This window comes from Roseibium sp. TrichSKD4 (assembly GCF_000148725.1).
GTDB lineage: Bacteria > Pseudomonadota > Alphaproteobacteria > Rhizobiales > Stappiaceae > Roseibium.
On sequence record NZ_GL476310.1, the window covers coordinates 386,678 to 404,765 of the forward strand.

The 18,088-nt window shown below is 54.1% G+C and carries 18 protein-coding genes; 15 read left to right on the forward strand and 3 right to left on the reverse strand.

Annotated elements, in window-relative coordinates:
* Positions 1–4 precede the first annotated feature (4 nt).
* The 14 genes from TRICHSKD4_RS07605 to TRICHSKD4_RS07670 all read left to right on the forward strand — a co-directional run bounded on the left by TRICHSKD4_RS07605 (position 5) and on the right by TRICHSKD4_RS07670 (position 13,747).
* On the forward strand, positions 5–973 hold the full coding sequence (locus TRICHSKD4_RS07605) for an ABC transporter permease (protein ID WP_009466920.1): 969 nt from the start codon (positions 5–7) through the stop codon (positions 971–973).
* The gene (gene cdd, locus TRICHSKD4_RS07610; RefSeq protein ID WP_009466921.1) at positions 970–1,365 is read left to right on the forward strand and encodes a cytidine deaminase; all 396 of its coding nucleotides are present in this window, start codon (positions 970–972) and stop codon (positions 1,363–1,365) included. The genes TRICHSKD4_RS07605 and cdd overlap by 4 nt, the downstream gene beginning before the upstream one ends.
* Positions 1,366–1,371: 6 nt before the next feature.
* On the forward strand, positions 1,372–2,184 hold the full coding sequence (locus tag TRICHSKD4_RS07615) for a purine-nucleoside phosphorylase (RefSeq protein ID WP_009466922.1): 813 nt from the start codon (positions 1,372–1,374) through the stop codon (positions 2,182–2,184).
* Positions 2,177–2,956, forward strand: a complete 780-nt coding sequence (gene deoC, locus TRICHSKD4_RS07620; protein ID WP_009466923.1) for a deoxyribose-phosphate aldolase — start codon at positions 2,177–2,179, stop codon at positions 2,954–2,956. Before TRICHSKD4_RS07615 ends, deoC begins: the two co-directional genes overlap by 8 nt.
* Before the next feature lie 2 nt (positions 2,957–2,958).
* Positions 2,959–4,275 carry a thymidine phosphorylase gene (gene deoA / locus TRICHSKD4_RS07625; protein WP_009466924.1) on the forward strand — a complete coding sequence of 439 codons (1,317 nt, stop codon included), beginning with the start codon at positions 2,959–2,961 and terminating at the stop codon, positions 4,273–4,275.
* Positions 4,276–4,334: 59 nt separating this feature from the next.
* Positions 4,335–5,558 carry a phosphopentomutase gene (locus tag TRICHSKD4_RS07630; protein ID WP_009466925.1) on the forward strand — a complete coding sequence of 408 codons (1,224 nt, stop codon included), beginning with the start codon at positions 4,335–4,337 and terminating at the stop codon, positions 5,556–5,558.
* Between the two features lie 20 nt (positions 5,559–5,578).
* Positions 5,579–6,580, forward strand: a complete 1,002-nt coding sequence (locus TRICHSKD4_RS07635) for an adenosine deaminase (protein ID WP_009466926.1) — start codon at positions 5,579–5,581, stop codon at positions 6,578–6,580.
* Positions 6,581–6,631: 51 nt separating this feature from the next.
* Entirely contained in the window at positions 6,632–7,855 is a 1,224-nt protein-coding gene (locus TRICHSKD4_RS07640; protein WP_168156988.1) for a DUF1688 family protein, read from the forward strand.
* 78 nt (positions 7,856–7,933) lie between these two features.
* Complete coding sequence (upp, locus tag TRICHSKD4_RS07645; protein WP_009466928.1) at positions 7,934–8,563, forward strand: uracil phosphoribosyltransferase; 630 nt, start codon at positions 7,934–7,936, stop codon at positions 8,561–8,563.
* A gap of 27 nt (positions 8,564–8,590) precedes the next feature.
* Positions 8,591–9,511, forward strand: a complete 921-nt coding sequence (locus tag TRICHSKD4_RS07650) for a ribokinase (RefSeq protein ID WP_040616497.1) — start codon at positions 8,591–8,593, stop codon at positions 9,509–9,511.
* Positions 9,512–9,557: 46 nt separating this feature from the next.
* Positions 9,558–10,067, forward strand: coding sequence for a TIGR02281 family clan AA aspartic protease (locus TRICHSKD4_RS07655; RefSeq protein ID WP_009466929.1), 510 nt, complete (start codon positions 9,558–9,560; stop codon positions 10,065–10,067).
* A gap of 65 nt (positions 10,068–10,132) precedes the next feature.
* Positions 10,133–11,632 carry a phosphomannomutase/phosphoglucomutase gene (locus tag TRICHSKD4_RS07660; RefSeq protein WP_009466930.1) on the forward strand — a complete coding sequence of 500 codons (1,500 nt, stop codon included), beginning with the start codon at positions 10,133–10,135 and terminating at the stop codon, positions 11,630–11,632.
* Positions 11,633–11,711: 79 nt separating this feature from the next.
* Complete coding sequence (locus tag TRICHSKD4_RS07665) at positions 11,712–12,695, forward strand: aldose epimerase family protein (protein WP_009466931.1); 984 nt, start codon at positions 11,712–11,714, stop codon at positions 12,693–12,695.
* A gap of 20 nt (positions 12,696–12,715) precedes the next feature.
* A complete protein-coding gene (locus TRICHSKD4_RS07670) occupies positions 12,716–13,747 on the forward strand; it encodes a histone deacetylase family protein (protein WP_009466932.1) in 1,032 nt (343 codons plus the stop codon).
* Positions 13,748–13,754: 7 nt separating this feature from the next.
* Here TRICHSKD4_RS07670 and TRICHSKD4_RS07675 read toward each other — a convergent pair whose 3' ends face one another.
* Entirely contained in the window at positions 13,755–14,372 is a 618-nt protein-coding gene (locus tag TRICHSKD4_RS07675; protein WP_009466933.1) for an HAD family phosphatase, read from the reverse strand.
* A gap of 76 nt (positions 14,373–14,448) precedes the next feature.
* Here TRICHSKD4_RS07675 and TRICHSKD4_RS07680 point away from each other — a divergent pair, with 76 nt between their 5' ends.
* Positions 14,449–15,372, forward strand: coding sequence for a phosphate/phosphite/phosphonate ABC transporter substrate-binding protein (locus tag TRICHSKD4_RS07680; protein WP_009466934.1), 924 nt, complete (start codon positions 14,449–14,451; stop codon positions 15,370–15,372).
* Here the strand turns inward: TRICHSKD4_RS07680 and TRICHSKD4_RS07685 are convergent.
* Positions 15,369–16,547, reverse strand: a complete 1,179-nt coding sequence (locus tag TRICHSKD4_RS07685) for an acetate/propionate family kinase (RefSeq protein WP_009466935.1) — start codon at positions 16,545–16,547, stop codon at positions 15,369–15,371. The two genes, TRICHSKD4_RS07680 and TRICHSKD4_RS07685, sit on opposite strands and share 4 nt — an antisense overlap.
* Positions 16,544–17,965 carry a bifunctional enoyl-CoA hydratase/phosphate acetyltransferase gene (locus TRICHSKD4_RS07690; protein WP_009466936.1) on the reverse strand — a complete coding sequence of 474 codons (1,422 nt, stop codon included), beginning with the start codon at positions 17,963–17,965 and terminating at the stop codon, positions 16,544–16,546. The genes TRICHSKD4_RS07685 and TRICHSKD4_RS07690 overlap by 4 nt, the downstream gene beginning before the upstream one ends.
* Positions 17,966–18,088 lie beyond the last annotated feature (123 nt).

Consider the following 18,088-nt stretch of genomic DNA (forward strand, 5'->3'; position numbering starts at 1 on the left):
GAGCATGTTTGACATCCTGATCCAAATTCTCGATTCAACGGTTCGCCTGTCGACGCCGCTTCTCCTGGCCTGTCTGGCGGGTCTTTATTCAGAACGTTCTGGCGTTGTTGATATCGGTCTTGAAGGCAAAATGCTGGGCGCGGCGTTTGGGGCAGGTGCAGTTGGCTACATTACAGGCAGCGCATGGCTTGGCCTTTTGGCCGGTATTGGGGTGGCATGTGGATTAGCCCTCATTCATGGCCTTGCTTCCATTACTAACCGTGGCAACCAGATCGTTTCCGGTGTTGCGATCAATTTCCTCGCCATCGGATTGACCGGCTTGTTGGGGCAAACCTGGTTCAGGCAAGGAGGCAGAACCCCGGCTTTGCCCGAAGGCGGTCGCTTTGAAAACATCGACTTGCCATTTGTAGACGCCTTGAGTGGGGTGCCGGTTCTTGGGCCGATCTACTCAGAGCTTTTGTCAGGCCATAACATTTTGGTCTATGTGGCGTTTGCAGCTGTTCCGCTGACATGGTGGGTGCTGTTCCGCACACGGTTTGGATTGCGCCTTCGGGCCGTTGGTGAAAATCCTGCCGCCGTCGACACAGCCGGTATTGGCGTGATCTGGCTGCGGTACCGAGCAGTTGTCATCTGCGGGATATTGTGCGGCATCGCCGGGGCGTATCTGTCGATTGCGCAGTCGTCCGGCTTCATCAAGGAAATGACCGCCGGTAAGGGCTTCATAGCACTGGCTGCATTGATCTTCGCCAAATGGCGTCCGGGCAATGCAATGCTTGCCTGCCTCCTCTTTGGCTTCCTTGACGCGGTCGCGATCCGTCTACAGGGGCAGGAAATTCCCGGTATTGGCGAAGTGCCAGTCCAGTTCTTCCAGGCGCTTCCCTATATTCTGACGGTTATCCTGCTGGCCGGGTTTATTGGCAAGGCCATACCACCAAAGACTTCCGGCATTCCTTATCTTAAGGAGCGCACATGAGCCCGCTCACGCAGCTTTTTGAAACGGCAAAGTCCGCGCGCGAGCGGGCTTATGCGCCTTACTCCAAGTTTCAGGTGGGCGCTGCCATCCGCACCAAGGGCGGCAAGATTATCGCAGGCTGCAACGTTGAAAACGCGGCTTTTCCCGAAGGTGTGTGTGCAGAAGGCGGTGCGATCAGCGCCATGGTATTGGCCGGCGAAACCGAAATCGCCGAAGTGCTTGTCATAGCTGACGCGGAGCACTGCTCACCTTGTGGTGGATGTCGCCAGAAAATTCGCGAATTCGCCGGTGATGATGTGTTGGTTCACATCGCGGATCTCAATGAAGTGAAAAAGACATACACAATGGCCGACCTTCTTCCGGCCGGTTTTGAATTAAAGAAAAAGGTCTGAAGACTGATGAGTGGTTTTGGTCGTGAATGCGCAGATATTGTCCGCGCAGCCCGTGATGGTTCCTACAAGGTTGGCATGATCCTTGGGTCCGGTCTTGGCTCTTTGGCAGAGGAAGTCGAGGATGCTGTCCATATTCCCTACTCGCATTTGACCGAGTTTCCCGTGTCCACGGTCACCTCCCATTCCAGCGAGTTGGTCGCAGGAACCATGGGCGATGTTCCGGTCGTGATCTTGTCGGGCCGTGCGCACTATTATGAAAGTGGCGACCCAGCCGTCATGCGCACGCCGGTGGAAACCTTGAAAGAGCTGGGCTGCGAGATCTTGCTGGCAACCAACGCTGCAGGTTCTTTGCGTGAAGAGGTGGCTCCGGGCAAGCCAATGATTCTGTCCGATCACATCAATTGGTCTGGTAAAAACCCTTTGATCGGCGAAGAAGATGAGAGCCGGTTTCTGGATATGAGCGCAGCCTATGATCCAGAGCTGCGTGCGGCGCTGAAAAAGGTGGCCGAGGAAACCGGTGATCCGGTTGCTGAAGGTGTTTACATGTGGTTCTCCGGCCCGTCGTTCGAAACACCGGCGGAAATTCGCATGGCGAAGACCTTGGGCGCGGATGCAGTGGGCATGTCCACCGTCCCGGAAGTCATCATGGCCAGGTTCCTCGGGATGCGTGTTGCTGCCATGTCCATCATCACAAACTACGGCGCGGGCATTCAGTCTCACGCACTTTCCCATGACGAAACGAAGTCGGTCGCCAAACTGGGCATGGACCGAATGAAACAGCTGGTGCGCGGTTTTGTGAAGGAGGTTGGCAATGAGTGATCTTTCGCAAAAGGATATTGCCAAACGAGCCCTTGGTCTCGTTGATCTCACCAACCTCAATGATGATTGCACGGAAGCGGATGTTTCGGCTCTGACGTCTCGAACCGTGACTGATCATGGCTCGGTTGCGGCCGTCTGCATTTGGCCAAAGTTTGTCGCGCAAGCTGTTCGCGAGCTTTCGGGAACCGGCGTGAAAGTGGCAACGGTCGTCAATTTCCCTGCGGGCGGAACAGAGACAACGGCTGTTGTCGCCGAAACAAAAAAGGCAATTGAGGACGGAGCCGACGAGATCGATCTGGTGATGCCTTATCGCGGTTTCATGGAAGGGCGAAAAGGGTTTGCGGAAGAGCAGATCATCCGTGTGAAAGAGGTCATTCCTGCTCCAGCGAAACTTAAAGTCATTCTGGAGACCGGCGAGATCAAGGATCCGCTTCTTATCCATCTGGCATCCGAGATTGCCATCGGCGCTGGTGCGGACTTCATCAAGACCTCTACCGGCAAGGTGCCGGTCAACGCGACGCTTGAAGCAGCCGAAATCATGCTGACCGCCATTGAGGAAGCGCGGCGCGATCACCAGAAAGATGTTGGTTTCAAACCGGCTGGCGGCATTCGCACAGTCGATGATGCCGCCGCCTATCTGGCGCTGGCCGACAAGATCATGGGGCACAATTGGGTGTCAGCGTCGACATTCCGGTTCGGCGCCAGCGGACTGCTGGATGCCTTGATCGGTGAAATCGAAGGCTCAGGAGCAACCGCGGGCGAAGGATACTAACCATGTTGCCTCAGGAAATCGTGCGCAAAAAACGCGACGGGCAAACGTTGTCTTCCGAAGAGGTTGCGTTCTTCGTGAAAGGTCTGGCCGATGAAAGCATCACAGAAGGTCAGGTCGCAGCCTTTGCCATGGCAGTCTTTTTCAAGGGCCTGACAATCGACGAACGTGTTGCTCTAACACTGGGGATGCGTGACAGCGGCGATGTGATGGACTGGTCCGACATCGAAGCACCAGTTCTCGACAAGCACTCGACTGGCGGTGTGGGCGACAATGTTTCGTTGATGCTTGCTCCCGCACTGGCAGCTTGCGGAGCAGCCGTTCCGATGATCTCAGGCCGTGGACTGGGACATACCGGAGGCACGCTCGATAAATTCGACAGCATTCCAGGCTATCAGACACAACCGGATAACGCCCTCTTCAAAAAGGTCGTAAAGGAAGTGGGCTGTGCCGTGATCGGGCAAACCGGCAATCTGGCACCTGCCGACAAGCGCTTCTACGCCATTCGCGATGTTACGGCGACAGTAGAAAGCCTTGACCTTATCACCGCGTCGATTTTGTCGAAAAAGCTGGCCGCGGGACTACAAGGGCTTGTTCTGGATGTGAAATGGGGCACCGGTGCATTCATGGCTGAACTTGATGAGGCGCGTGCGCTGGCACAAAGTCTGGTCAAGGTCGCCAATGGCGCAGGGCTCAAGACAACAGCTTTGTTGACCGACATGAATGAACCGCTGGCTTCAGCTGCAGGTAATGCAGTTGAAGTTCAGAACGCCGTCGATTTCCTTAAAGGCACAGCCGTCGACAACCGCTTGTGGGATATCACGGTTGCGCAAGGCGGTGAATTGCTTGCAACCGGCGGGCTGGCAGCAGATGGTGAAGATGGCGCGGCAAAAATGCGAGCTGCCTTTGAAAGTGGCCGTGCCGCTGAAGTGTTTGCCAAAATGGTCAGTGCTCTTTATGGACCGACCGACTTTATGGAGAAGTCCGAACTCTATTTGGCCACGGCGCCGATCGAAGCACCGATCTACGCGGAACAAAGCGGGACTGTGACGGGTGTAAATGCTCGTGAGGTTGGTCTCGCTGTGGTTGCGCTTAAGGGTGGGCGGACTTTTGCCGCACAGGAAATTGACCCTGCTGTCGGTCTGACAAGTCTTGCCGGTATAGGCAACACAGTCGATGCAGATGCTCCGCTGGCCATTGTTCATGCGCAAACTCAAGAACAGGTGGAACAAGCGACAGCTATGGTGCGCGCAGCCTACCAAATCGGTGAAGCCCGAGACGTTCCAGATCACCCGCCGGTGGTTGAGCGGATAGCTTCCTGAGCACAGGGACCGCAACGAAGAAGCTCCTGCCAATAGGCTGGCAACAAAAGGACAGGCGTATGCCACGAGCGATACTGTGCGTTTTGGACAGCTTCGGAATTGGCGGTGCCGCTGATGCAGATGCATTTGGCGACGCTGGTTCCGACACGCTGGGCCATATTGCAGATCATTGTGCTGCCGGAAAGGCCGATAAAGCCGGTCTCCGGAAGGGGCCGTTATACGTGCCAAACATGGACCGGTTGGGTCTTGGCGCTGCCTCTCTCTCCTCCAATGGCAAGGCAGCTCCGGGGCTGGACTTTGCCGGTGAGCCGGAAGGTTTGTGGGGTTATGCAGCAGAGGTTTCAAACGGCAAGGACACGCCTTCCGGTCACTGGGAAATCGCCGGTGTGCCGGTGCGTTTCGACTGGGGTTATTTCCCGCAAACCGTCCCGACCTTCCCCGATGAGCTGATTGAGGGCATCATACAAAAGGCCGGGATCGCGGGTGTTCTGGGCAACAAACATGCTTCGGGAACGGTAATCATTGAAGAACTTGGCGAAGAGCACCTGCGCACCGGACTGCCGATTTTCTATACCTCCGCGGATAGTGTCATTCAGATTGCCGCTCACGAGGAAACATTTGGCCTGGAAAAGCTTTATGAGCTCTGCGAAGTCACGCGCGAATTTGCGGACTCTTACAATATTGGCAGGGTGATTGCGCGGCCTTTTGCCGGGTCGGACAAAACGACGTTCGAGCGGACCGCCAACCGGCGGGATTATTCCGTCTTGCCGCCAGAACCGACCATCCTCGACCGCTTGAGCGAAGCTGGGCGGACAGTCGTCGGGGTTGGCAAGATTTCTGATATTTTTGCTCATCAGGGCGTGGCAAAGGTTCTAAAAGGCGCTGGAAACGACCAGCTGTTTGATCGGACGCTGGAAGCGATGGAAATGGCAGAAGATGGTGATCTCGTATTTGCTAACTTCATCGATTTTGATTCCCTTTTCGGGCACCGCCGCGATGTTGCCGGGTATGCAGCCGCGCTTGAGCGGTTCGACGGCCGGTTACCGGAACTGATCGCAAAGTTGAAAGAAGGTGACCTTCTGATCCTGACGGCTGATCATGGCTGTGATCCCACTTGGCCGGGGACAGACCACACGCGCGAGCACGTCCCCGTTTTGGCAACCGGTCCGGGTTTTTCCGGTCGCCGCATCGGCGGGCGCAAAACCTTTGCTGATATCGGGGAAAGCATCGCCGATCATTTGGGAATTGCGGCTGGCGCTCATGGCACCAGTTTCCTAAGGTAGTCTGAGCTGGAAGGATGCTCATGAGCGAACATGTGACGGTGCCAAAGGCAGAGCTTCACTGCCATATAGAGGGAGCTGCGGCGCCGTCCTTGGTCGCTCGCCTTGCCGATCACTACCAGATCGACGTCTCGGCGATAATAGATGGCAACGGCAAATATGTCTGGTCTGATTTCACCAGCTTTCTGGAAACCTATGATCTGGCAAGCAATGTTTTCAAGACGCCTGCTGACTACTCGCTGTTAAGCGAGACCTATTTTCGCATGTTGGCAGCTGAAGGAGCAATCTACGGGGAAGTCTTCATCTCCCCGGACCATGCGCAATCAGCGGGCCTTTCCTATGCATCTTATGTTGAAGGTCTGGCAGCCGGGATCGAACGGGCCAAGATCGACACCGGTATTGAAGGTCGCATGATCGCGATCGGAGTTCGGCATTTCGGAGCAGCGGCGGTCGAACGGGTCGCCAGAGAGGTCATCGCCAACCCGCATCCAATGGTAACCGGATTTGGGCTTGCCGGGGATGAACGAGATGGTCACCCGGCCAATTTTGCCAGAGCATTCCGGATGGCCGGGGAGGCAGGGCTTGGCCTGACCGCGCATGCTGGCGAATTTGGTGGTCCCGATAGCATTACAGCTGCCCTTGATTTTCTGCAGGTGAAGCGACTGGGCCATGGTGTGCGGGCAATTGAAGAGAAAGACCTCATCCGACGTCTGGTTGACGAGAAAATTGTTCTGGAAACGTGTCCAGGTTCCAATATTGCACTTGGTGTCTATTCTGTTCTGCGGTTCCATCCAGTCAATATTCTGCGTCAAGAAGGCGTTCGGATCACTCTAAACTCAGATGATCCTCCCTTTTTTGGAACCACCTTGGGTCGGGAATACAGCTCGGTTTCAAAGACCTTCGGATTAAGTGAAGCTGATCAGATTGCAATTACCCGCACAGCACTTGAAGCAGCTTTCTGCGACGAGGCAGCCCGTAATCGTTTGATGGTTCGTCTGGACAGTGCAGTCACCCCAGCTGTTTGACCCCAGTTGGGGTAAGTGAACTCTAATATGCAAAAAGAAACTGAGACCCGGATGGCCTCCGACACTTCGTCAAACCTGCTGGATCTTCTGACCGCAAGCCGCACACAACAAGAGTGTACTGCGGTTCTTGAACGGACTCGGAATTCCAAGTCCGGCGCAGTTGAGATTGACTTCGACAAGCTCGACGACGTTGCGCAGCTGGTGAGAGCCGCACTTGAAACGGCCTACCCTGACTTTCAGATACCGCCAGCAGGCTTTTGGCGTGTATTGGAAAACGATGGCATTGACCGATGGGATGGTCTGGCGTCAGCACGTGGGTTCTCATCACCAGAAGATCTGCTTCGCGTCGCCGGTGATCTCGCCATATTGGCCGGAGCATGCCAAGTTCCGACTGCTCAAGGCTGGGTGTTTAAGGGCAGCGTCAGCGGCCAGGAAGTCAAGGGGCAGACAGCGCTTGGGCTGGCACTCTTCTCCATGTTTCAAAGCGGTGTTTTTTCGGCATCTCCAACAGACCCGTTACGCGTTGATGTGGACGCGCTTTTGCGCCTGAGCGAAGAGGAAGTTTCGGCGGGTCTCGCGCTGGGCAGCAGTGTCCACGGCGAATGGATTGGAAAATTCGCAGCCCATCTCCGACGGTTTGGAGAAACGGTCGGCATGCGCCCCGAAGTCTTTGGCGACAAAGTAGACCTTCGTCCGGGCAATCTGTTGGTAAAAGCGATCAATGAACGAAACGCGCCGCATGTCGAGCTGCCTGAACTTTTCAATCAGATATCAGACGCTCTTGCGCCGCTCTGGAATGGTGCTGCCCAAGAGGGTGATTTCATTCTGGGGGATTGCTGGAGGCTGGGAGAGGGCGATGCGGAGACCTTCGTTCCGCTTCACCATACAGTTCTGTTTATAACTCACAGCTTGATCGAGCCTATTGTCTGGGCAGGTATCGAAGTTCAGGGTTTTGATGATGTGCCCGGCCCATCAGACAGCCTTCATGCGCATCTTTTCATGGATCAGGGCGTGATCACGCTTGATCATCATGCAGACACGCATGACGGCATGGTGAGCGTTCGGGCAGTGACTTCGGCCCTCCTGCCTTATGTGGCTGAACGGGTGCGTTCTGATCTTGAAGCTGACCGTGAAAGCCTTCCGATACCATGTTTGATTGAAGGCGGGACGATGAGAGCAGCGCAAAATCTGGCAATGGAAAAACCTGAGGCTTTCACAAAGATTCAAAAAATCATTTCATCCGGGTCTGTTTTTTGGGAGCCAATCGGGGCATAGCGTCCTAAAGTGGTCCAAAATTCTAACCCAAATACATCAGGCTCGACGCGGCGTCGGGCCCAACGCTAAGAGGCAGCTATGTCCGGAGCTAACGTCATCAGTCACCCGCTTGTTCAGCACAAGCTTTCCATCATGCGCGACAAGTCCACTTCCACACAGGGGTTTCGTCGTCTCCTTCGCGAAATCTCAACGCTCCTTTGTTATGAAGTGACCCGTGATCTGCCGTTGGTGCGGCAGACGATTGAGACACCGTTGGCCGAAATGCAGGCCCCGATGCTTGCCGGCAAAAAGCTGGTTTTTGCATCGGTTTTGCGTGCTGGTAACGGGCTTTTGGAAGGCATGCTGGACCTTGTTCCCTCTGCCCGTGTCGCCCATGTTGGCCTGTACCGTGATCCGGAAACGCTTCAGCCGGTCGAATACTATTTCAAAGCCCCGGAAGATCTGAACGAGCGGTTGGTCATCGTTGTTGATCCGATGTTGGCAACAGCCAATTCAGCCATTGCAGCGGTACAGAAGCTGAAAGAGCGCGGCGCGAACAACATCCGTTTCCTGTGCCTGTTGGCCGCTCCCGAAGGCGTTCAGAATTTCAATGAATGCCATCCGGATATCCCGATCTACACAGCTAGCATTGACGAGCGCCTGAATGAAAAGGGCTACATCGTTCCCGGTCTAGGGGATGCCGGCGACCGGATGTATGGCACCAAGTAAGGCGAACAGGAAGAAATAGGCACGGCGATGATCACTGTTTTTGGGTCTATCAATCTTGATCTTGTCGTGTCTGTTCCGCGACTGCCGGGTCCCGGCGAGACTGTAAGCGGTCCAGATCACCAAAGCTTCGCAGGTGGAAAAGGCGCCAATCAGGCTCTTGCAGCACGTCGGGCTGGTGCAGATGTGCATATGGTCGGTGCTGTTGGAACGGACGCCTTCGCCGAGCTTGCTCTTTCAAATCTGAAGTCGGCTGGTGTTGACCTTTCAACTGTTCGCAATTTGGACGGCGCAACGGGGCTAGCTCTCATTGGTGTCGAGGCGAGCGGCGAAAATCAGATCATTGTGGCAAGTGGGGCCAATGCGCGCGTTGAAGCCGCGTGGTTGGATCAGGTCATAGCACCTAAAAGCCTCCTTGTTCTCCAAGGAGAAGTTCCCGCAAATGTGGCCCTTGATGCCATGAAGGCGGCGCAATTGGCCGGAGCAAAGGTTTTTTACAATCCAGCACCCGTTCCCAGAATGATGATCGAAGAACTGGTCTCTGCAACAGACATCCTCGTCGTGAATGAAACGGAAGCAGAAGAAGTAGGTCGCGTGTTCGGCGTGTCGGGTGATCCGGATGACTTTTGCGCCAAACTGGCGACAGATGACCGGCTGGTGGTCGTCACATTGGGGGCGCAAGGCATTGTCGCCTGGCAAAAGGACAGGGTTATTCGTTTAAGGCCACCGACAGTGGATGTCGTTGATACCACAGGAGCGGGCGACGCATTTTGTGGCGCGTTGGCTGCAGCGCTGGATAATGGCAGGGAACTTGAAACAGCCTTGAAATATGGAGTTGCTGCTGGCTCCCTAGCTTGCACGGTGACGGGCGCTCAGACCAGTGCTCCAACCGCTGAGCAGATCGCGGTCATGTCAGAAAAAGTCGAAAATATCGGCGCTTTCACCACCTGATAAGACTGACAGGTTACTGTGACGACCACATTGATTAGAGGTCGACATGTGGCGCTTTATCCTGATCGCTTTTGCCCTGGCATTCGCCGTCCCCTTCCTGCCGGGGCTGATCCAGCCTTATCTGGACGCTCAAAAGGCGGAGCAGATGGAGGAGGGAGAAGCTGCAGAAGCAGCGCGGGGCTCTGGCCGTACGTTTAAAATTCCGCTTGGTCCGCATGGTCAGTATTTGACAGAAGGCAGACTGAATGGCCGAACGATTGAAATGCTGGTCGATACAGGGGCAAGCAAAGTGGCTGTGCCTGAAAATGTTGCGCGAAAGATTGGCATTTTCCCAAAACCCGCCGATTACACCGTGCCGATCAATACGGCGAACGGCGTCACAACGGGCGCGCGGGCAACCATTCGAAATATGAAACTTGGTTCCATCCGCCTTCGTAATATTGATGCAATAATCATGAAGGATGGGCAACTGGGGATCACGCTGCTCGGCATGTCTGCGCTGAACAAGCTCGACCGCTTCGACTTTTCAAATGACACGCTCGTGCTGGTCCAATAAGGTCCCCGAGATACATCCGCCCCCCGCGCAATTCTGCGCTTTGATTTATCCAATCAGAGGTTTTCATGTTCCCGAAACCCGTGCCTTTCCTGCAATCCAACACATATGAGTTTGAATCCGGTCCGATGGTAAAGCCGACCGGTTTCCGGGAATACGATGCACGGTGGTTGTTTGAAAAGGAAATCAACCTCATGGGCATGCAGGCGCTGGGTATGGGGATCGGCACACTGATCCACGAGCGCGGTGTCCGTCCGGATATCGTCGTCGGGCATGATTTTCGCGGATACTCTGCATCGATCAAGATGGCTGTCGTCAACGGTCTTTTGGCCGCCGGCATCAATGTGCATGATATCGGACTGGCGCTTTCGCCCATGGCCTATTTCGCACAGTTCGCGCTGGATGTGCCTGCGGTGGCCATGATCACGGCCTCTCATAACGACAATGGATGGACCGGTGTGAAAATGGGCATCGACCGCCCTCTCACATTCGGACCGGACGAAATGAGCCGCCTGAAGGATATTGTTCTAGACGCGAAGTTCGACCTGAAGGGGGGCGGCAGCTATCGATTTGTCGAAAACTTCCCGGAAACTTATATCAAGGACCTGACGGACCGACCAAAGTTGAAGCGTCCAATCAAGGTTGTCGCCGCGTGCGGCAATGGAACGGCGGGGGCGTTCGCTCCAGCTGTTCTTGAGGCATTGGGCGCTGAAGTGATTCCGCTCGACACAGAACTGGACCACACCTTCCCACGTTACAATCCAAATCCCGAAGACATGAAAATGCTTCATGCGCTGCGTGACAAGGTCATGGAAACTGGAGCAGAAGTCGGCCTTGGATTTGACGGTGACGGCGACCGATGCGGTGTCGTTGACAATGAAGGCGAAGAGATTTTTGCCGACAAGGTTGGGGTAATGCTGGCGCGGGATATTTCAGCGCTCCATCCCAACAGCCAGTTTGTCGTCGACGTGAAGTCCACTGGCCTGTTCAATACCGATCCGGTCTTGAAAGCCAATGGGGCCAAAACGGATTATTTCAAAACCGGGCACTCCTATATTAAACGGCGCGTTACGGAACTTGAAGCCATCGTCGGGTTTGAAAAGTCTGGACACTATTTCTTCAATGCGCCGATCGGGCGTGGTTATGATGATGGATTGGTATCTGCTATCGCCATTCTCGATATGCTTGACCGCAATCCGGACAAGACCATGGCAGACCTTCGGCGCGCCCTGCCAAAAACATGGGGCTCGCCGACCATGTCGCCGCATTGTGATGATGAAACGAAATACGGCGTTGTTGATAAGGTTGTTGCCCGTTTCAAGGATATGCATGCCAAAGGCGAGAAGGTCGGTGGACACGCGATTACCGACCTGATCACGGTCAATGGGGTGCGTGTTGTCACAGACGACGGCACTTGGGGCCTGGTGCGGGCCTCCTCCAACAAGCCAGAGCTTGTCGTGGTTGTAGAAAGCCCTGCCTCAGAAGCCCGACTGCACGAAATGTTCAAGGCCGTCGATGCGGTCTTGCGCGAAAATGCGGAAGTTGGCGAATACAATCAGACCATCTGATTTCTAATCCAACCTAATGCGTCCGGTGAGAATTCTTCCGGACGCCCCCTCTTTTTTAGTTTAGATTTGGCCACCGGAAATGATTGAAGATTTTGGCCAGTTGCCGGATGGAACACCAGTCCAGCGCATTAACCTGAGAAAAGGATCGCTCGAAGCATTAGTCCTGACCTTTGGGGCGATCATACAGGACCTGAAATTCAACGGGCAAAGGGTTGTTTTGGGATATCCCGATCTGGCAGGTTATCTGTCGGATCACAACTATATGGGTGCCGTTGTGGGGCGATGCGCCAATCGGGTTTCCGGCGGAGTTGCTGTCATTGATGGCAAGGCCCATCAACTCACCTTGAATTGCGACAATCGCGATCACCTTCATGGGGGAACAACCGGCTTTTCAGCGCGCAACTGGTCGATTGAACAACATGACAAGGCCAGTGTTCTTCTGAAACTGGTGTCTGAAGATGGCGATGAAGGGTATCCGGGCCGAGCAGAAGTTTTGCTTCGATACACTTTGACTGGGGGTGGTGCATTGCGGGTCAAGATGACCGCGACCACAGACAAGGCAACGCTCGTCAATCTCACACAGCATTCCTATTTCAATCTGGATGGCAGTGCGACAATTGCAGATCATTCGCTTGAAGTAACAGCGGAGCGGTATTTGCCCTTGAACGACGATCTGGTGCCAACCGGAAACATTCGAAATGTGGCGTGGACCGCTTTCGATTTTCAGGATGGGCGCAAGATTGGGGCGTCTCAGGCACACGATTTGAACTATTGCCTTGCCGACAATCCGCGAGATTCAGTTGAGTTTGCTGCTGCCCTTGAAGACGCAGCAGGTGACATGCGAATGGAAGTTTGGACCACGGAGCCCGGCTTGCAACTCTACGATGGCGGGCAAATGCAAAGTTCTTCGGTTGGGCATGGCGGAACGTCTTACGGGCCTAAGGCAGGGGTTTGTCTGGAGGCCCAACGTTGGCCCGATGGTATCAACAATGAAGGCTTTCCAAATGTGATCTTGCGCCCCGGAGAGACCTATACGCACATCACCGAGTTTCGTTTTTCCTGAGTGCTCTTTGGAGGTCGCCCGTGAAAACTGTTTTTGCCGACACGCAGTTGCTGCATGCTCCGCGTCATGAAATCTCTGACGGAGAATTAAAGCCTGCTGTCGAAATCCCGAGCCGCGCAGAATTCGTTCTCAAGGCAATCAGCGATCGGAAACTGGGTGAGATCATTGCGCCCGAAGACTTTGGTCTTGCTCCCCTGCAAAAGGTTCACGATGCAGGGTATTTGGAGTTTCTGGAGAGATTTTGGGAAAAGTGGCAAGCAGCAGGCCGTACGTCTGAAGCTTTTCCCTTTGTCTGGCCAGTGCGGTCCCTGCGGGCTGATCCAGTGCCAAACCATATTGACGGGCAGTTGGGGCGCTACTCGATGGATGCGGGAACGCCGCTTGGTGAAAACACTTGGCTTGCGGCAAAAGCCTCAGCGCACACGGCTCTTGCAGCCGCAAAAATCGTGAACGAGGGCGCGGCGTCTGCTTTCGGTCTTTGCCGCCCACCAGGCCATCACGCTGGTAGTGATTTCTATGGCGGCTATTGTTTTTTGAACAACGCTGCAATTGCCGCTCAATGGCTGCGTGACAATGGCGCTGAACGTGTTGCCATTCTGGATGTTGATTGTCATCACGGCAATGGAACCCAATCGATCTTTTATGACCGTTCAGACGTCCTGTTTCTGTCAATCCATGCAGATCCTCGCGAAGAGTATCCCTATTTTCTGGGCCATGCGGATGAGACGGGAACTAAGGGTGGCAAGGGATATACGCGAAATTGGCCACTTGCGCTTGGAACAGACTGGGCAGGGTATGCTCCGGTTCTGGACGAAGCCTGTCATTGGCTGAAAGTCTTTAATCCAGATTACCTCGTTGTGTCTCTAGGGCTGGATTGTTTTGAGAATGACCCGATTTCAGGGCTTAAGTTCAAGACTGAAGACTTTAGCAAGCTCGGCAAGCGTCTGGCCCAAGCAGAGGTTCCAACTGTTTTCCTAATGGAAGGGGGTTACGCAGTCGATGCCTTAGGCACTAACTGCGTGAACGTTCTTGAGGCCTTTGAGGCGGTTTGAGCCCACCCTAAACTGAGAAACCGAGCGCGGTAAGGTCAGCTGCCAGCCGTTCTGGCGTTGTAAAATGAAGACCGGTCATTCCAAGTGAATTAGCCGTTTCGACGTTTGCCGGACTGTCATCAATAAAGATGCAGTCGCTGGTGTCCAAAGTGTTGCGCTCAATGAGGATCTGATAAATCTTTGGATCAGGTTTAAGCAGTTCAACTTCACCCGACACCACAATATCGCGGAAAGAGTTGGCCAGAAAAGGAAACCGGCTTTTGCACTCCTCCAGCTTTTCAACCGAGAAGTTGGTGATTGCATAAAGTGGTGTTTTTTGGGCCTTGAGAGTCTCAAGGATTCTCACACTGCCATCAATCGCTCCAGGAACCGTTTCGTGCCAGTGGTCATGAAACGCGCGGATTAAGTCTTCCTTGTCCGGGTGCTCGGCAACCAACTCTGAAACAGCGTCATTCCACGGGCGTCCTCGGTCTTGCTCCATATTCCATTCAGGAGAGCAGATTTGAGTCAGAAAATGCTGTCTCTCGTTCTCGTTTGCGATCAGTTTTTCGTATAGAAAATTGGGATCCCAACGAAGAAGGACGTTTCCAAAGTCAAAAATAACTGTTTTTGGGCTGACTGCCATGAAGACACCGGATTGTTAAGGGACTGTCGATACTAGAAAGTGAAATCACCACGAATCATGGAGCTATGGCAACTTGATGACGCACATCCGGTTCTTGTTTGCCTTTGTTGCAATCATGCTCTTGGCCAGCACGGCTGTTCAGTATGCCGCTGCTGATGATGACTTGGCTCGTTTTCGTGTTGGTATTGCAATCGGAACCGATGAGAATGTCCGTGAACGGATGGAACCGTTTCGGGTTGTGCTTGAAGAGATCGTTGACCGACCTGTCGACCTATACCTGATTGATACCATGGGCGGGGTGGTTGAAGCGCTTGCTGCCGGTGAAATTGATTATGCCAGACTGTCCCCTGCAGCTTATGGCGCAGCAGATGCCGTCTGTGGCTGTGTTGAACCCCTGGTCTCGGCCCGCCCAGATGAAGACACCGAACGGTTTCACGCCATCGTTGTGGCTCCTCGAAAAGAAGAGCTGACAACACTCGATGACCTCAAGGGGCAAAGCCTCGGTGTTGAAGACACGCGGTCGATTGCCGGATACCGCGTTCCGCTGGCCAACCTGAAGCATGAAGGGGTTGATCCTTGGAGCCATTTCCGCGCTCTTATTCAGGTAGCTGATGGCGTGGAAGGCATTCAGGCGGTTCTTGATGGGCGCCTTGGCGCAACATTGGCATGGTCCACAATGACCGGGGATCGCGACAAGGGATATTCCGCAGGCTCACTGACCGAGATCCATAAAGCAAACCGAAACAGCATCAGCAAACTGGCTGTGGTCTGGCAATCGCAGGGCATCCCGTTCTCAGCCCATGTTGTGCCTGGAAAACTCCCTGACGAATTGAAACGCAACCTGCGTGCTGGCTTGATGGAACTTCAAGAGACGTCCGGGGCGGCTTATGCGGAAATTGAACCGGGCCTGCCGGGTGGGTTTATGCCGGTTGTCCATTCCGATTTTCGCGCTGTCATGCGAACTTTCGAGCCAGAGCTTCAGGTGGTTTTTGGCCGTTAGGCGTAGCTCGCCAATAGCTCACTCGTATGTCGGCGGATCATTTCCTCTTCATTGGTCGGTATGACCAGAACCCGTACGTGGCTTTGCGGGGTTGAAATAATCTCGGCATGAATTGCGTTGAGCGTCTTGTTGATGGAAAGTTCTAGCCAGTCTTGATTGGAGCAAATTTCCTCTCGGATCTGAGCTGCGTTTTCACCGATGCCGCCCGTGAAGACCAAGGTTTCAACACCGTTGAGCACCGCCGCCATTGCACCGATTTCTCGACGAATGCGGAATACATAATAGTCTATTGCTTGTCGGGCTTCGATGGATGAACTGGACAACAGTGTCCGCATATCCTGACTTTCTCCAGAAAGCCCCTTCAGGCCGCTTTCTTTGTAAAGAAGGTTGGAGACCTCATCGGAAGACATGCCCTTACTGATTAGGAGATAGAGCAAAACGCCCGGGTCCAGCTGCCCGCATCGTGTACCCATCGGCAAGCCATCTAATGCTGTAAATCCCATCGTAGAGCCAATGCTCTTGCCATCACGAATGGCGCACATGGACGCGCCATTGCCCAGATGCGCAACAACCAGTTTTCCCGAAAAAGTATCGGGATGAAAGGTTTTGAGGTGGTCGCAAATATACTCGTAGGACAGGCCGTGAAAGCCGTAGCGCCGCACACCCTCTTCATAAAGGTTTCGGGGAAGCGCGAAAGTATCATTGACCCACGGGTGCCCCCGATGAAACGCGGTGTCAAAACACGCAACCTGAACGGCATTTGGAAACGCTCTGGTCGCAGCGTCTATACCGGATAGATTATGTGGTTGGTGCAAGGGGGCCAGAGGCGTCAGGTCCTCCAACGCACACCGCACGTTTTTGTCTAATTTAAACGGTTTGGAATGCAAAGCACCTCCGTGAACCACTCGATGACCAACGGCGGTTACATCCGAGATATCGACTTCGCCTTTCAATAGCGGGAGCAAGTGTTGGAGGGCTGCTTCATGGTTGGCTGCTTGCTGCGAGAGCTCGCAATCAACGTTTTTGCCAGTCGATCCAACCTTGAAGGACATGCGGGGAGAGGCACCTAGTCCGGATACTTGCCCGGACACTTGTGAGTTTTTACCTTCATAGAAATTGAATTTGATCGAGGATGATCCGGAGTTGAGGACCAAAATGGTGTCCGCTTTGGTCACGATGCGGCCTCGGCCTTGAGAAGGTCCGGAACAGGGCTGCCGTTGATTAGCCAATAATCATAAAGGGCAGCTAGCGCACATGATGCGAGGCGTGCGCGGGAATTGTCGGCGCGGCTGGTCAGCATGATGGGTACTTTTGCGCCTACCACGAGACCGGCGGCTTCGGCGTGAGCGATGAAGGTGAGTTCTTTTGCCAGCATATTGCCGGATTCCAGGTTTGGTACGATCAGAACTTCCGCATGACCGGCTACAAGAGAGTTGATCCCTTTGGTTCTGGCGGCTTGAACATCAATCGCGTTGTCCATGGCGAGTGGGCCGTCAACAACGCCTCCCTTGATTTGTCCGCGCTCCGCCATCTTGGACAAAATCGCGCCGTCAAGACTGGAGGGAATAGCGGGATTGACAGTTTCAATTGCCGATAGAACCCCAACCTTGGGCGCCTCAAGCCCAACTGATAGAGCCACATTGATGGCGTTTTGGGTGATGTCGACCTTGGCATTCAGGTCCGGAGAGATGTTAATGGCAGCGTCGGAAATGAGGACGGGCGTTTTTCGTCCAGGGATGTCCATTGCAAAAACATGGCTGATCCGACGTTTCGTGCGCAACCCGCCGTCGCGTTTGATAATGTGATGGAGAAGGTCGTCCGAGTGGATGTGACCCTTCATGATTGCCTTGGCTTGTTGTTCGTGAACAAGCTCAACTGCACGTGCTGCTGCTGAACCTGCATCTTCCGTTTCAATAAGGCGATATGGCTTTAGAGACACACCCAAATCGGCGGCAGTTTTCTCCATGCGTACTTTGGAGCCAATCAGGATCGGGTCGATCAAGCCAGCATCCGCTGCGGCCAACGCGCCCTCAAGTGCCGTTTTTTCTATCGGCGACACGACCGCAGTCGGTAGGGCGGGGAGCGTTTCGGCAGCTCTGATCATCCGGTTGAAGTGCCGGTGGCGTTCTATCAAAATGCCGGGAAGATCAGAGGCGTCAAACTCGATTGTGCGTGTTGGTGCGATAACTTCTGCTCGGCCATCTGAAATCATCTCATCAGTATCTGTTTGCGTGACCGAAACATCTAATGAGAGCCGATTTTCTGGTAATTTTTCAACCACGGTAACCGCCACCTCAAGCTGATCTCCAACAGCGACGCGTCCGTGGAATGAAAAGGACTGTGACAGGTAAGTGGTGCCGGGACCGGGAAGAATATTGCCCAGCACTGCCGAAACGAGTGCACCGATCCACATGGAAGGCGCGATCGGAGCGTCCACCTTGCCATCTCCGGTCCAGTCCGTATCAGGCAAATGAAGGGGATTTCTGTTTCCGGAAGCGTGAGCGAAGATCAATAGGTCATTGGCCGTGCAGACCCTTGAGATCTGAGCCCGATCACCGACCGAAATCTGTTCATAGGTTTTGTTCGTCGCCATATGTCGCCCCGAGAACTAAGTAGAGAACTGGCACATTCTGCCAGCGGGGCGACCCTATCGCTTTGATATGACGAAACAAATACGTGAATTCAGTTATTTCAACTTCTTATGCCCGATCTGTAT